At 69.5% G+C, this 14,238-nt stretch carries 10 protein-coding genes and 1 other RNA gene; 7 read left to right on the top strand and 4 right to left on the bottom strand.

Features of this window, described 5'->3' with window-relative positions; genetic code table 11:
• Positions 1-147: 147 nt before the first annotated feature.
• A complete protein-coding gene (locus tag ACIHAD_RS02695) occupies positions 148-5,007 on the top strand; it encodes an NAD-glutamate dehydrogenase (RefSeq protein ID WP_397352581.1) in 4,860 nt (1,619 codons plus the stop codon).
• 19 nt (positions 5,008-5,026) lie between these two features.
• Here ACIHAD_RS02695 and ACIHAD_RS02690 read toward each other — a convergent pair whose 3' ends face one another.
• Positions 5,027-6,058 (bottom strand): hypothetical protein, encoded by a 1,032-nt coding sequence (locus ACIHAD_RS02690; RefSeq protein ID WP_397352580.1) that lies wholly within the window; start codon positions 6,056-6,058, stop codon positions 5,027-5,029.
• A 47-nt stretch (positions 6,059-6,105) separates the two neighbouring features.
• Here ACIHAD_RS02690 and prfB point away from each other — a divergent pair, with 47 nt between their 5' ends.
• A complete protein-coding gene (gene prfB, locus ACIHAD_RS02685; protein ID WP_397352579.1) occupies positions 6,106-7,221 on the top strand; it encodes a peptide chain release factor 2 in 1,116 nt (371 codons plus the stop codon).
• Here the strand turns inward: prfB and ACIHAD_RS02680 are convergent.
• Positions 7,207-7,398, bottom strand: coding sequence for a hypothetical protein (locus ACIHAD_RS02680; protein ID WP_397352578.1), 192 nt, complete (start codon positions 7,396-7,398; stop codon positions 7,207-7,209). The two genes, prfB and ACIHAD_RS02680, sit on opposite strands and share 15 nt — an antisense overlap.
• 201 nt (positions 7,399-7,599) lie before the next feature.
• On the opposite strand from ACIHAD_RS02680, the gene ftsE reads away from it, so the two are divergent.
• From ftsE to ssrA, 5 genes are all read left to right on the top strand, one after another.
• A complete protein-coding gene (gene ftsE / locus ACIHAD_RS02675; protein ID WP_020541427.1) occupies positions 7,600-8,289 on the top strand; it encodes a cell division ATP-binding protein FtsE in 690 nt (229 codons plus the stop codon).
• Between the two features lie 20 nt (positions 8,290-8,309).
• On the top strand, positions 8,310-9,218 hold the full coding sequence (gene ftsX, locus ACIHAD_RS02670) for a permease-like cell division protein FtsX (protein WP_397352577.1): 909 nt from the start codon (positions 8,310-8,312) through the stop codon (positions 9,216-9,218).
• Positions 9,219-9,241: 23 nt separating this feature from the next.
• Positions 9,242-9,709: an SsrA-binding protein SmpB gene (gene smpB, locus ACIHAD_RS02665; RefSeq protein ID WP_397352576.1), complete on the top strand. Its 468-nt coding sequence runs from the start codon at positions 9,242-9,244 to the stop codon at positions 9,707-9,709.
• Between the two features lie 20 nt (positions 9,710-9,729).
• On the top strand, positions 9,730-11,595 hold the full coding sequence (locus tag ACIHAD_RS02660; RefSeq protein WP_397352575.1) for a penicillin-binding transpeptidase domain-containing protein: 1,866 nt from the start codon (positions 9,730-9,732) through the stop codon (positions 11,593-11,595).
• Between the two features lie 292 nt (positions 11,596-11,887).
• Positions 11,888-12,272, top strand: a transfer-messenger RNA (tmRNA) gene (gene ssrA, locus ACIHAD_RS02655).
• A gap of 55 nt (positions 12,273-12,327) precedes the next feature.
• On the opposite strand, the gene ACIHAD_RS02650 is transcribed toward ssrA, so the two are convergent.
• Positions 12,328-13,698 (bottom strand): hypothetical protein, encoded by a 1,371-nt coding sequence (locus ACIHAD_RS02650; protein WP_397352574.1) that lies wholly within the window; start codon positions 13,696-13,698, stop codon positions 12,328-12,330.
• 77 nt (positions 13,699-13,775) lie between these two features.
• Positions 13,776-14,231, bottom strand: coding sequence for a cyclase (locus ACIHAD_RS02645; protein WP_397352573.1), 456 nt, complete (start codon positions 14,229-14,231; stop codon positions 13,776-13,778).
• Positions 14,232-14,238: the final 7 nt, after the last annotated feature.

The raw sequence follows: 14,238 nt of genomic DNA, 5'->3' as shown, positions 1-14,238 counted from the left end.
GATCCGCACCGAGTCGGGCACCCACGGCCCGACCGGTGCCCCCTGTCTCCGCGGACGTACGCGTCTGCACTACTTCCCCTTGCTATGGGAACTAAGAGCCTGGCTATGAACAGCCATGGCAAACCCTCACAAAGGAGTGAGAGCGAAATGCCGCTCGACGAGGCCAAGGATGAGCTGCTGCAGAGAGCCGCGGAAAGTTGCGCGGTCGGCAGCGAGCACATGAGCGCGGAGGAGGCCCTCTCCTTCCTGCGGTTCTACTACCGCCATGTCGCGCCCGAGGACCTGCTCGACCGCAACCCCGTCGACGTGTACGGCCCGGCGATGTCCCAGCGACAGCTCGCCGAGGTACGCCCCCAAGGCCGGGCCGTGGTCCGCGCCTACACCCCCACGCTGGAGGAGAACGGCTGGGACCCGGGGCACTCGGTCGTCGAGGTGGTCACCGACGACATGTCGTTCCTCGTCGACTCGGTCACCATGGAGCTCGACAGGCACGACATCGGCGTCCACCTGGTGGTCCACCCCCAGATGCGGGTGCGCCGCGACATGACGGGCCGGATGCTCGGCCGCGGCCAGGAGGACGTCACCGGCCAGATGCTGGTCGAGTCGTGGATCCACATCGAGATCGACCGGCAGGCCGACCCCGCCGTGCTCAGGCGCGTCGAGGCCGACCTGCAGCGGGTGCTGGCCGACGTGCGGTACGCGGTCGAGGACTTCAGGAAGATGCGGGCGCTGGCCGTACAGACGGCCGAGGACCTCAGTATGAACCCGCCGCCGCTGGAGCCCGCCGAGGTCGAGGACAGCCTCGACCTGCTGCGCTGGCTCGCCGACGGGCACTTCACCTTCCTCGGCTACCGCGAGTACCGGCTGGAGCACACCGACCGGGGCGAGACGCTGAAGGCCCTGCCCGGGGCCGCGCTCGGCATCCTGCGCGACGACAAGGTCGGCTCGGACAGCTTCTCCGCGCTGCCCGCGGAGGTACGGGCCAAGGCCCGTGAGAAGCAGCTCCTGATCATCACCAAGGCCAACAGCCGGGCGACCGTCCACCGTGCGACCTACCTCGACTACATCGGGGTCAAGCTGTTCTCGCCCGAGGGCGAGGTGATCGGGGAGCGCCGCTTCCTCGGCCTGTTGACCCATGTGGCCTACAACGAGTCGATCTCCCGGATCCCCGTGCTGCGGCGCAAGCTGGCCGAGGTGCTCAACGCCGCCGGCCACGCGCCCGACAGCCACGACGGCAAGGACCTGATCGAGATCCTGGAGACGTTCCCGCGCGACGAGCTGTTCCAGACCTCGGTCGCCCAGCTCCTGCCGATCGCGCTCGGCGTGCTGCGGCTGCGCGAGCGCAAGCAGGTCAAGCTGTTCCTGCGGCGCGACGACTACGGCCGCTACATCTCCTGCCTGATCTACCTGCCCCGCGACCGCTACACCACCAAGGTGCGGCTGAAGATGCAGGAGGTGCTGCTCAAGGCGCTCGGCGGCAGGTCGCTCGACTACAGCGCGATGATCGGCGAGTCCGTGCTGGCCCGGCTGCACGTGGTCGTGCGCGGCGAGCAGCTCCCCGTGCCCAGCGTCGACGTGGAGGAGCTGGAGGCGCGCCTGGCCGCGCTGACCCGCTCCTGGGAGGACGACCTGGCCGTCGCGCTCGACGAGATGACCTCCGAGGAGGAGGCCCCCGCGCTGGTCAGAAGGTACGTCTCCGCCTTCCCCGAGGGGTACAAGGCCGACTTCCCGCCCAAGGTCGCCGTGGTCGACCTGCGCCGCCTTGAGCAGCTCGTCGCCGACGGCGAGGAGGTGGCGATCAACCTCTACGAGCCCTACGACGCCACCGAGGGTGAGCGTCGGCTGAAGATCTACAAGGTCGGCTCGCCGATCTCCCTGTCGGAGGCGCTGCCCCTCATCCAGCGGCTCGGCGTCGAGGTCGTGGACGAGCGGCCGTACGAGATCGACAGGGACGGCGACGCGGGCACCAAGAACGCCTGGATCTACGACTTCGGCCTGCGCTACACCCCCTCGGTCGAGGTGGACAGGAACGACTTCAAGCGCCTCTTCCAGGACGGCCTGAGCGCCCTGTGGCAGGGCCGGGTCCAGGCCGACAACTTCAACGCCCTCATCCTGCGGGCCGGCCTGACCTGGGAGCAGGTCGAGATCCTGCGCGTCTACGCCAAGTACCTGCGGCAGGCCGGCAGCACGTTCTCGCAGATCTACATGGAACGCGTGCTGCTGGGCAACGTACGGCTGGCCCGGCTGCTGGTCCGCCTGTTCGAGGCCAAGCTCGACCCGAAGCGCGGCGACGACGTGCGGGTCGACCTCGTGGAGGCGCTCAGCGAGGAGATTTTGGGCGCCCTCGACGAGGTGGCCTCCCTCGACGAGGACCGCATCCTGCGGGCCTACCTGGAGATGATCCAGGCGACCCTGCGCACCAACTACTTCCAGACGGTCGACGGGCAGCGCAAGCCGTACATCTCGCTGAAGGTCGACCCGCAGGCGATCAGCGTGCTGCCGCTGCCGCGGCCGAAGTACGAGATCTTCGTGTACTCGCCCCGCGTCGAGGGCGTGCACCTGCGGTTCGGGAAGGTCGCCCGCGGCGGCCTGCGCTGGTCCGACCGCATGGAGGACTTCAGGACGGAGATCCTCGGCCTGGTCAAGGCCCAGATGGTGAAGAACACCGTCATCGTGCCCACCGGGTCCAAGGGCGGGTTCGTGGTGAAGCGTCCGCCCGCGTCCGGCACCCGCGAGGACATTCTGGCCGAGGGCGTGGCCTGCTACCGGATGTTCATCTCCGGCCTGCTCGACGTCACCGACAACCTGGTGGACGGCAAGGTCGTGCCGCCGGCCGACGTGGTCAGGCACGACGGCGACGACACCTACCTCGTCGTCGCCGCCGACAAGGGCACCGCCACCTTCTCCGACATCGCCAACAGCGTGGCCAAGGAGTACGGCTTCTGGCTCGGCGACGCCTTCGCCTCCGGCGGCTCGGTCGGCTACGACCACAAGGCCATGGGCATCACCGCCCGCGGCGCCTGGGAGTCGGTCAAGTACCACTTCCGCACGATGGGCGTGGACGTGCAGACCACCGACTTCACCGTGGCCGGCGTCGGCGACATGTCCGGCGACGTGTTCGGCAACGGCATGCTGCTGTCCCAGCACATCCGGCTGGTGGCCGCCTTCGACCACCGGCACGTCTTCGTCGACCCGACGCCCGACGCGGCCCGGTCGTTCGCCGAGCGGCAGCGCCTGTTCGACCTGCCGCGCAGCTCCTGGGACGACTACGACCCCTCGCTGATCTCCGCGGGCGGCGGCGTGTTCCCGCGTACGGCCAAGTCGATCCAGATCACCCCGCAGATGCGCGAGGCGCTGGGCATCGAGGCCGGCGTCAACGCGATGGCCCCCAACGACCTGATCAGCGCCATCCTGCGGGCCCCCGTCGACCTGCTGTGGAACGGCGGCATCGGCACGTACGCCAAGGCCGGCTCCGAGTCCAACGCCGACGTCGGCGACAAGGCCAACGACATGCTCCGGGTGAACGCCGGCGACCTGCGGTGCAAGGTCATCGGCGAGGGCGGGAACCTGGGCTTCACCCAGCTCGCCCGGATCGAGTTCGCCCTGAACGGCGGCCTGGTCAACACCGACTTCATCGACAACTCGGCCGGGGTGGACACCTCCGACCACGAGGTGAACATCAAGATCCTGCTCGACCAGGTCGTCCGCGACGGCGAGCTGACCGACAAGCAGCGCAACCAGGTCTTCGCCTCGATGACCGACGAGGTCGCCGACCTGGTGCTGCGCGACAACCACGCCCAGAACGTGGTGCTCGACGCGGCCCGCGCCCAGGCGGTCGAGATGCTCCACATCCACGCCCGCTACCTGCGCAAGCTCGAACGGGACGGGCTGGTCAACCGGGAGCTGGAGTTCCTGCCCTCCGACAAGACGCTGGCCGAGCGGCGGCAGGCCAGGCTCGGGCTGACCGCGCCGGAGTTCTCGGTCCTGCTGGCCTACACCAAGCTGGTGGCCGACGCCGAGGTGCTGGGGTCCGAGCTGCCCGACGACCCGTACCTGGCGTCGTGCCTGGTGTCGTACTTCCCGTCGGACCTGCGCGAGCGGTTCCGCACGTACATGGACGCGCACCCGCTGCGCCGCGAGATCATCACGACATGCGTGGTGAACGAGCTGGTCAACTCCATGGGCACCACGTTCATGTTCCGCTTCGGCGAGGAGACCGGGGCCTCCACGTCGGACATCGTGCGGGCCTACCTGGTGGCGCGTGAGGTCTTCGACCTGCCGAGCTTCCACCGGGCCGTGGAGGCGCTGGACAACGAGGTCGACACCGCCACCCAGATCGCCATGCTGCTGGAGGGCCGCAAGCTGGTCGAGCGCGGCACCCGCTGGCTGCTGGTCAACCGGCGTCCGCCGCTCGACCTGGCCGGGTCGATCAGCTTCTTCCTGAAGGGCGTCAACGGGCTCTCGGCGCACATCCCCAAGCTGCTCACCGGGCCCGACCTGGCCGCGTACGAGGAGCGCCGCGACTCCTTCGTGGCCCGCGGCGTGCCGCAGGAGCTGGCCGAGCGGGTGGCGTCGATGGTGTCCGCGTACTCGACGCTGGACCTGGTCGAGGTGGCGTCACTGACGGGCCGTCCGGTGAACGAGGTGGCGGAGGTCTACTTCGACCTGGCCGACCGCCTGCAGCTCGCCCGCCTGCGCGAACGCGTCATCACCCTGCCCAGGGACAACCGGTGGAACTCCATCGCCCGCTCGGCCCTGCGCGACGACCTGTACGCCGCGCACGCGTCGCTGACCCGTGACGTGCTGGCCCACAGCAAGCCCGGCCTGCCCCCCGAGGAGCGGCTGGCCGGCTGGACCGAGGCCAACTCGGCCGCCGTGGGACGCGCCCGTCAGACGCTGTCGGAGATCTGGGAGAGCGACCACTTCGACCTGGCGACGCTCTCGGTGGCCCTGCGCGCGATCCGCACGCTGGTGTCGGCCAGCAACCTGCCTCGCACGGAGGCGTAGGAACGGCCCGACGGGGCTCTCACTCGCCGCTGGCGCGGGTGAGGGCTCCGTCGTGGGCGACGACCCGGGCGGCGGCGGGGGCCGTCAGCGGGGGCACCGCCGTGGCGTACTGGTGGACCTCGGTGAGTTTGAGGCTGCGGCGCACCGAGGAGCCCGAGATGGCCCAGCTCGCCTCCGGCGGCACCGGGATGATGTAGGTGTTGTTGGCGACGGTGCGGGTCGAGGTGTTGCGCGACAGCGAGTACTGGATCAGCGCGCCGCCGTCGGACGTGCGCAGCGCGTAGACCGGCCAGTTGTCGGCGCTGAAGATCGAGTCGTAGCTGAACCCGTCCTTCTTGGCCTTCTCCCGGTCGGTGGCGATCTGCTTGGCCACCTCCGTCGTGTACGGCCCGTCGGCCAGGAGACCCGCCGTCACCCCGGCCGATCCGGTCTCGGCCACGCTGGCGTGCACCGGGCCCATGTACTGGGGGCTGATGGTGACGCTCTTGTCGTCGGCTGTCAGGGCCGTGGCGTAGCCGTCGGCGTCGAGCTCGACCTGCGGCAGCCGCTGCCCCGGCAGGAGCTGCGCGGCCGAGCTGAGCTGCCAGTCCTCGCCGCTCTTGGCGAACGTCAGCAGCGTCGGCTGCCCGTTGCGCGTCACCAGCGCGCTGAACCAGGGCGCCCGCTCGCCCTGGGCGAACCTGGGCACGTAGAGGGTCGGCGAGCCCCACGTGTAGCGCGGCGGACGGTCGCCGGTGGACTCGTAGGCGGCCTGCGTGAGCGCGAACTGCCCGTCGCGGACCAGGTCGCTGTCCAGCGCGAGCCGCCCCGGCACCAGGCTCTCCACGCGCAGCACGTCGTCGGTGGGCAGGATCTCGGCGATCGCCTCGGCCGCCTCCCGACGCGTGACGGCGGGGGCCGGCGCGGACGGCGAGGGGCTGGCCGAGCCCGTGGCGGACGCCTTCCCCTGCGACACTCCGGGGGACGTCTGAGCAGGGCCTGTGCACGCGGTCGCCGCGGCCAGCACGCCGACGGCGAGCGCCAGCATCTTCCCCCGACCGTATGCGCGCACCTCGCCATGTTATTCGTGCACGCGAGGGTCGCGTACCCTAGGGAGACGTGGCAGGCATCGATCCGGCAGAAGAGATCAACGAGCTCGCGAACACGCTCCGCAGCATCCAGGACGTGCTCGACCTCGACGCGATGCGCAAGCAGATCGAGGAGCTGGAGCAGCAGGTTGCCGCCCCAGACTTGTGGGACGACCCCGAGCAGGCGCAGAAGGTCACCAGCAAGCTCTCCCATCTTCAGGGCGAGCTCAACCGTGTCGACGGCGTCGCGCGCCGTCTCGACGACCTGAAGGTGCTCTACGAGCTCGCGGCCGAGGAAAGCGACGACGACACGCGCGCCGAGGCCGACAAGGAGCTGGAGTCCCTCAAGTCCGACATCGGCGCCCTTGAGGTGCGCACGCTCCTGTCGGGCGAGTACGACGCCCGCGAGGCGCTCGTCACCATCAACTCCCAGGCCGGTGGCGTCGACGCCGCCGACTGGGCCGAGATGTTGCTGCGCATGTACCTGCGGTGGGCCGAGCGCAAGGGCTACTCCACCGAGGTCTACGACACCTCCTACGCGGAGGAGGCCGGCATCAAGTCGGCCACGTTCGCCATCAAGGCCCCCTACGCCTACGGCACGCTGCGCGGCGAGCACGGCACCCACCGGCTGGTCCGCATCAGCCCGTTCGACAACCAGGGCCGTCGCCAGACCTCGTTCGCGGGCGTCGACATCGTGCCGGTCGTCGAGCAGACCGACCACATCGACATCATCGAAGACGATCTGCGCATCGACGTCTACCGTTCCTCGGGCCCCGGCGGCCAGGGCGTCAACACCACCGACTCGGCGGTGCGCATCACGCACATCCCGACCGGCATCGTGGTGTCCTGCCAGAACGAGCGCTCCCAGCTCCAGAACCGCGCCTCGGCCATGAACGTGCTCCAGGCCAAGCTGCTGGAGCGCAAGCGGCAGGAGGAGGCGGAGAAGATGTCGGAGCTGCGTGGCGCGACCACCACGTCATGGGGCACGCAGATCCGCAACTACGTGCTGCACCCGTACCAGATCGTGAAGGACCTGCGCACGGGCAACGAGGCGGGCAACCCGTCGGCGGTGCTCGACGGCGACATCGACGGGTTCATCGAGTCGGAGATCCGCTGGATGCGCCGGCAGGAGTCAGGCACCGACTAGGTGCCTGAGCACCAGCGTCGCGAAGAGCAGCACGAGGAGCAGGACGACGACGAGGGCGGGTGACAATCCGGCGAAGCCGTGGTTGTGCATCCGCTCCCTGTTGGCTCGGCAGAGGGGGCAGCGGCCCTCGATCACGGGGTGGGCGCACTGCGCGCATACGAGGTGTTCACAACTCATGACAGCCCCAAGTGTAGCCGCACAATCGTTTTGTTTCCGTTATGGACGTTCCATGCCAGTCTTCCCCCTAGACTGTCGTCTGGCCAATCGGAACGTCGATCATCAGTAAAGACGGCGCCCCCGATCGGCCGGCGGCGGGAATGGGCATGTGCCACCCTCGCTTCCGTCCTGACCCCTAGACTGGCATGCCGTGATGCTCTCGTGATCCATTTCGATAATGTCACCAAGGTCTACGCGAACCAGAACCGGCCCGCTCTCGACCACGTCTCCGTCGACGTGGACAAGGGCGAGTTCGTGTTCCTCGTCGGCCCTTCGGGGTCAGGCAAGTCCACATTCCTGCGTCTGGTCCTGAAGGAGGAGCGGCCCAACTCCGGGGCGATCCACGTCGCCGGCAAGGATCTGGCCCGCCTCTCCAACTTCAAGGTGCCCCACCTGCGCCGCCGCATCGGCTGCGTCTTCCAGGACTTCAGGTTGCTCCCGAACAAGAACGTCTACGAGAACGTGGCGTTCGCCCTAGAGGTGATCGGCAAGCCCAGGCGGTTCATCCGCAAGGTCGTGCCCGAGGTCATCGAGCTGGTCGGCCTGGAGGGCAAGGCGCACCGCATGCCCGACGAGCTGTCCGGCGGCGAGCAGCAGCGTGTCGCCATGGCCCGAGCGTTCGTCAACCGGCCGATGATCCTGCTGGCCGACGAGCCCACGGGCAACATCGACCCCGCGACGAGCATCGGCATCATGAAGGTGCTCGACCGCATCAACCGGACTGGCACCACGGTCGTCATGGCCACGCACGACGCGGCCATCGTGGACTCCATGCGCAAACGCGTCGTCGAGCTGGAGGACGGGAAGATCGTCCGTGACCAGTCGCGTGGCGTGTACGGCCAGGCGTACTGACAGGGAGCGGCAGACAGAACATGCGGGCGAACTTCATCTTCTCCGAGGTCTGGATCGGCCTCCGTCGCAACCTCACCATGACGATCGCGGTCGTCATCACCGTGGCCGTCGGCATGGCGATGCTGGGCGTCGGCTTGATGATCAACGCCCAGGTCTCCATGCTCAAGGGCTTCTGGTACGACAAGGTCGAGATCTCGGTCTTCCTGTGCACCAAGGGCACCGCGATCCCCGAGTGCAACGGCAAGGCGGTCACGCCCGCCCAGACCAAGGCGCTGGAAACCCGCCTCAAGAGCCTCCAGGGCGTCAAGGAGGTCCTCTACGAGGACCAGACCACGGCGTACGACAACTTCAAGACGGCGTACCAGGGCAGCCCGACGCTCGTCCAGGCCACCAGGGTCGAGGACATGCCGCAGTCGTTCCGCGTGAAGCTGGTCGACCCCGACAACTACCAGCCGGTGATCCAGGCGGTGAAGGGCCAGCCGGGCGTGTCCCAGGTGATGGACCACAAGCAGCTCATCGGCAAGTTCTTCGACATGCTCGACAAGCTGTCCTTCTACGCGCTGGCCGTCGCCATCATCCTGGTGCTGGCCGCGGCGTTGCTGATCGGCAACACGGTGCGGTTGTCGGCGTTCAACCGGCGCCGGGAGACCGGGATCATGCGCCTGGTGGGCGCGTCCAACCTCTACATCCAGCTCCCGTTCGTCATGGAAGGCGTGATCGCGGGTCTGATCGGCGGCGTCTTCGCGGCCGTCATCCTGATCGTGACCAAGGTCATGCTCTTCGAGGAGATCGCGGGCTACTTCGGCAGCGGCACGGCCCAGCTCGGCTGGGACGCGGTGGCCCGGACCATCACGCTCACCATGGGCATCGGCGTCGTGATCTGTGTGCTGGCCTCGTTCGTGACGCTCCGCCGATACCTCAGGGTGTGAGGAATCGCCGGTAAGGTCGAAGCATGCCACGTGAGACCGGGCGGAAGGTCATCGCCCAGAACAAGCGGGCCCGGCACGACTACCACCTTGAGGACACCTTCGAGGCGGGGCTCGTGCTCCAGGGCACGGAGGTGAAGTCGCTCCGCGAGGGCCGCGCCTCGCTCGTCGACGGCTACGCCAGCATCGACGGTGGCGAAGCGTGGCTGCTCAACGTGCACATTCCCGAGTACACGCAGGGCACGTGGACCAACCACGCCGCCCGCCGCAAGCGCAAGCTGCTGCTGCACCGCAAGGAGATCGAGAAGCTGGCCGCCATGACCAAGGAGGGCGGCCTCACGATCGTCCCCACGGTCCTGTACTTCCAGGACGGCCGGGCCAAGGTCGAGATCGCCATCGCCCGCGGCAAGAAGGACTGGGACAAGCGGCAGTCGCTGGCCGAGCAGCAGGCCAAGCGGGAGATGGCGCGGGCCCTGCGGCACCGTAGCCGATGAGAGCGGCGGCACTCTAACCGATGACACGCGCCCGCCGCACCCTTGCCGCGACCGTCACGCTGGCGGTCGCGAGCATGACCCTGACCGGCTGTTTCGAGGAGTCCTCGCCGCACGACGCGGTGCGCGACTTCCTCGTGGGCTGGCAGTCCGAGGACTACGCCCTGGCCGCGGGCCGCACCGACGGCGACCCGGCCACGGTGGGCAAGGCCCTGGCCAACGCCAAGCTGGAGCTCGACGCGGCCTCGTTCCGCTTCAGGATCAAGAGTGTCAGCGTCGACGGCGAGGAGTCCAAGGCCGACTTCCGCGCCGAGGTCGACCTGGGGGAGAACACCCCGCTCTGGGAGTACGACGGCTCGCTGCCGCTGCACCTGGTCGACGGCAGATGGAAGGTGCGCTGGTCGCCGTCGGTGCTGCACCCGCAGCTCAAGGAGGGCCAGCGGTTCGCGGTCGAGACCAACCCCAAGCCGCGCCAGCCGGTGGTCGACCGGTCCGACGATCCCCTGCAGAACGAGCTCTACGTCTACGTCGTCGGCGTGGTGCCGTCCGCGCTGGGCGACCGGGCCGAGGAGGTCGTGGCCAAGCTGTCGGCGATCACCGGCTACGCCCAGGACCGGCTGCTCAGCCGTATCAGGTCCTCGCCGCCGGACAAGTTCGTGCCGCTGGTCACGTTCGGGCGCTCGCGTTACCTGTCGATGAAGTCCAGGCTGGCCGGCATCGCCGGCATCCAGACCGACCCGCAGCCGCAGCCCATCGACCCCGCCGCGCCCAAGCAGATCGTCGGCAAGGTCAGCGCGCTCACCCCCGAGGACGAGCAGAAGCTCGGCGGCCCCCAGCGGGCCGGTGACTCGGTCGGCCAGAGCGGCCTGCAGCAGGCGTACCAGGACTATCTGACCGGCTCCACCGAGACCAAGGTGATCACCCTCGATCTCAAGACCGGCAAGCAGGTGGCCAAGCTGCGCGAGTGGCCGGGCCGCCAGAACGTCTCGGTCAAGACCACGATCGACAGCCACATCCAGGCGGCGGCCGAGAAGGCGGTGGCCGAGACGGCCACCAGCGCGCTGGTGGCCGTGCAGCGCGACACCGGCGAGATCCTCGCGGTCGGCACCAGTGGGCTCAACCAGGAGAAGGACGCGCTGGCGGGCAGGTTCCCCGCGGGCACGGCCTTCTCGATCGTGGCCGCCGACGCGCTGATCAAGGGCGGCGTCAGCACCAAGCAGCGGCTGGCCTGCCCGGCCGAGCGCACGGTGGGCGGCGCCAAGTTCGTGCACACCAGCCAGGCCGCCGGGGTGAGCTCGTCGGCCACGTTCCAGGACAACTTCGCCAAGGGCTGCGTCACCGCGCTGGCCTCGCTGGCGCGCCGGGCCAGCGCCGGCGGCCTGGCCACGAGCGCCAAGGCGTTCGGCATCGGGCTGCCGTGGCGGCTGCCGCTGAAGTCGTTCAGCGGGGCGATGCCCGAGTTGTCCAGCGACGCCGACAAGGCCAGGGCCATCGCGGGCCAGAACGTCGAGGTCAGCCCGCTGTCGATGGCGCTGGTCGCGGCGGCGGTGGGTTCGGGCACCTGGCGTCCGCCGGTGCTCGTGACCGACCCCAAGTCGCCCGATCCGGCGGCGGAGGTCGTCCCGGCCCGGCAGCCGGACCCCGTCCCGATGGACCCGAAGGTGCGCACCGCGCTGACCGCGATGATGCGCGCCGGGGCGGTCGGCAGCCCCGCCCAGGCGGGCCGGGGAAGGGTCTACGGCGTCCGCGCCACGGCGGGCAGCCAGGACAAGCCCATGACCTGGTTCGTCGGCTGGCAGGGGGACGTGGCGATCGCCGTCCTGGCCAAGAACTACGACGCGGCGGCCGTCGCGGGCAGCTTCTTCTCGGGCCTTCGTGACCCTGCGTGAAAATCTTGTGACGCCGAGCAACCATTCCGGCCGGCGGCTGCGTCTTACTGAATGACTGGGCCCGCTCGGGGGGTTGCGGACTCAGTCGCCGTGATGAGATCAGGACTTCATCTCGGGGGAAGTCCTGCCGTCCGGACCGGCTCGACCCTGCCGGTCGGCCCCCGGGAGCGCGTGCTGCTGTGCCGCGCTCCCGGGGGTTTCGCCATGCCGGAATTAAGTTGGCGTTGGGGGCGTTGTCCCCTGTAGATTCAGTGTTGCTCGCCTCCGCGTGAGGCGTGTTGACAACTGCACAGGGGGTGACTGGCTTCGACTTCGATCTTGCAAGCCAGGTGAAGCGGGCCGAGGACTGCGGACATAACCTCGTTAATCCTGTGACCGCAAAACAATAAGTGCCAATTCCAAGCGCACTGAGGTCGGCCAGGGTTCCCTGGCCCTCGCTGCCTAAGTAGCGAAACCTCTGTCAGCCCGGGAGCGCCTTCGGCCCGGTGTCTGGCATCGTTAGAAGGCTCAACCGATCGACCCGGCCACGGGGGGGATCGGGAAATCAAACAGTGGCTGAGCCCGTCGGCGACTCGCCTGTGTGATCGCCGGGGCTGAGAAAAGCACAACAGGCTGCGCCCGGAGAAGCCCTGACTTGGGGTTGAAGGACGCGGGTTCGATTCCCGCCACCTCCACGTGACCAGAACGCCTCCGATCTGCCGAGACCTCGGCGGGTCGGAGGCGTTCTGCTGTCTACAGGGCGCGCAGCCATCGGCGGAAGCGGTCCAGGCCGGTGCTCGGCTCCAGCGGCGGCAGGGCGCGGCGCAGCTCGTCGTCGGTGGCCGGGCGGGCGTCGAGGGTGGCCTGGCGCAGCAGCCTCGCGTCCACCCGCAGGCCGCCGAGCACCTGGACGGTCACCGTGCCGCGGCGCACCGCGTAGCCGTGGGTGTCCTCTTTGCGGACGTACGTGAGGCCGGAGCCGGCGGGGGTGCACTCCTTGGTGAGGAAGCAGACGTCCTCGCCGCCGGCGTAGCTCACGTACATCGTGATGCGGACGGTCTGCGCGCCGTTGCCGGTGTGGTCGGCGGGCGTGTAGATCAGGCCCGCCGGGATGCCCGTGAGCTGTGGGGTGTAGCCCGGGATCTTGGCCGCGTAGTAGTCGCCGGTCTGCTCCTGGTCGCCCAGTTCGCGGGCCGTGGCCGGGCGCAGGCTCCGGGCGGCCGACCGGAGCAGGGCGTGCCCGACGGCCGCGCTGCCCACCACGGCGACGTACCGGCGGCCCACGCGCACCTGGTAGCCGTGCTCCACCGGGCCCCGCCGGTAGACCAGGCCGCCGGGTTCGGCGGTGCAGGACCCGACCGGCAGATGGGCGTCCAGTGCGGTGGGTTGCCCGCACATGTCCTCGCCCACCATGAGCCGGTCGTACGCGGCGATCGTGATGTACCGGTCGGGCGGGACGGAGGCCGGGTTCGCGGGTGCGAAGCCGGAGCCGCCCAGCCCGCCGCCGTAGGCGTTGTCGTCGGGCCGGTAGCCGGGGATGGCGACCACGTACGCGGTCTCCCGGTGGACGCTGCGTGCCGCCAGCCGCGCCTCCAGCTCGTCCGGGGGCTCCTGGCGCAGCACGGCCACGCCCGCCGCCAGGAGCGCCACGCTCAGCACGAGCGCGACCGCGCGGTGGCGCCACCCGCGTACGAGCACCCCGGCCACCAGGGCGTACGGGACGCCGCCGAGCGGGAACGCCAGCGCCGCGTCGCGGCTCACCCCGAGGCCGGCGGCGTCGGTCGCCGCCCATCCGAGTGCCCATCCGGCGGTTCCCGGGCCCATGACGAGCAGCGCCCACAGCAGCCGGCCGCCGCGGGTCGCGCCGAGGACCGACACGTCCCGGGTGGCCCTGATCACGATGACCAGGTAGCCCAGGATCGCCGCCACGCCCAGTGCGGCGAGGACGAGGAACACGGCCTCGCCACCGGCGAACAACATGGCCGGCAGGACCGCCCCCGCCGTCGGCAGGAAGACCGATCCCACCGCCCAGGCGGCGGCGAGGTGGGCCAGGACCGGTACCGGCTTCGCGGCGGCCGGGCCGGGGCTCCTGGGCGGGCCGTCGTTCTCGATCTCCGTGCGCACGCCGGTCTCCGTTCCTCGTGGCAGCCGTGGCCCATGTGTTGGATGAACGCCGGGCGGCGGGGGTTCGGCGGAGCGGGTCAACGCTCGAGGGTGGTCTTGATGTGGTGGTTGCGGAGGTTGATGAGGTGGGTCATGTGGCGGCGGAGGACCAGCAGGTCGGCCAGGCGGCCCAGGGGACCGGCGGGGGCGGAGAAGTCCACGATGTCGGTCATGAGGGTGGCGCCCGCATGCGGAGCCGCCTCGAAGCGGTGTTCGTGACGCCAGTGGCGGAACGGGCCGGACACCTGCTCGTCCACGAAGTACGCGGGCCGCTCCCAGGCGCTGATCGTCGAGGTCATCCGCCAGGTGAGGCCGAAGTGCCTGGCCTGCCAGGTGACCTGGTCGCCAGGGCCGAGCAGCCCCGTGGTGACGCCCGCGACGGCGCGTTCGGACGAGCCGGCCATGGACGAGGTGTGGGTCTCGACCGACAGTGACGTGTCGAAGAGCACGTCGGGGGGAGCGAAGACCAGGGTCACGGTCTCGAAACGCGACATGGCGGCA

It is taken from the genome of Nonomuraea sp. NPDC052265 (genome assembly GCF_044547985.1).
In the GTDB taxonomy this organism is placed as follows: domain Bacteria; phylum Actinomycetota; class Actinomycetes; order Streptosporangiales; family Streptosporangiaceae; genus Nonomuraea.
This window is presented reverse-complemented; position numbering and strand designations above follow the sequence as displayed.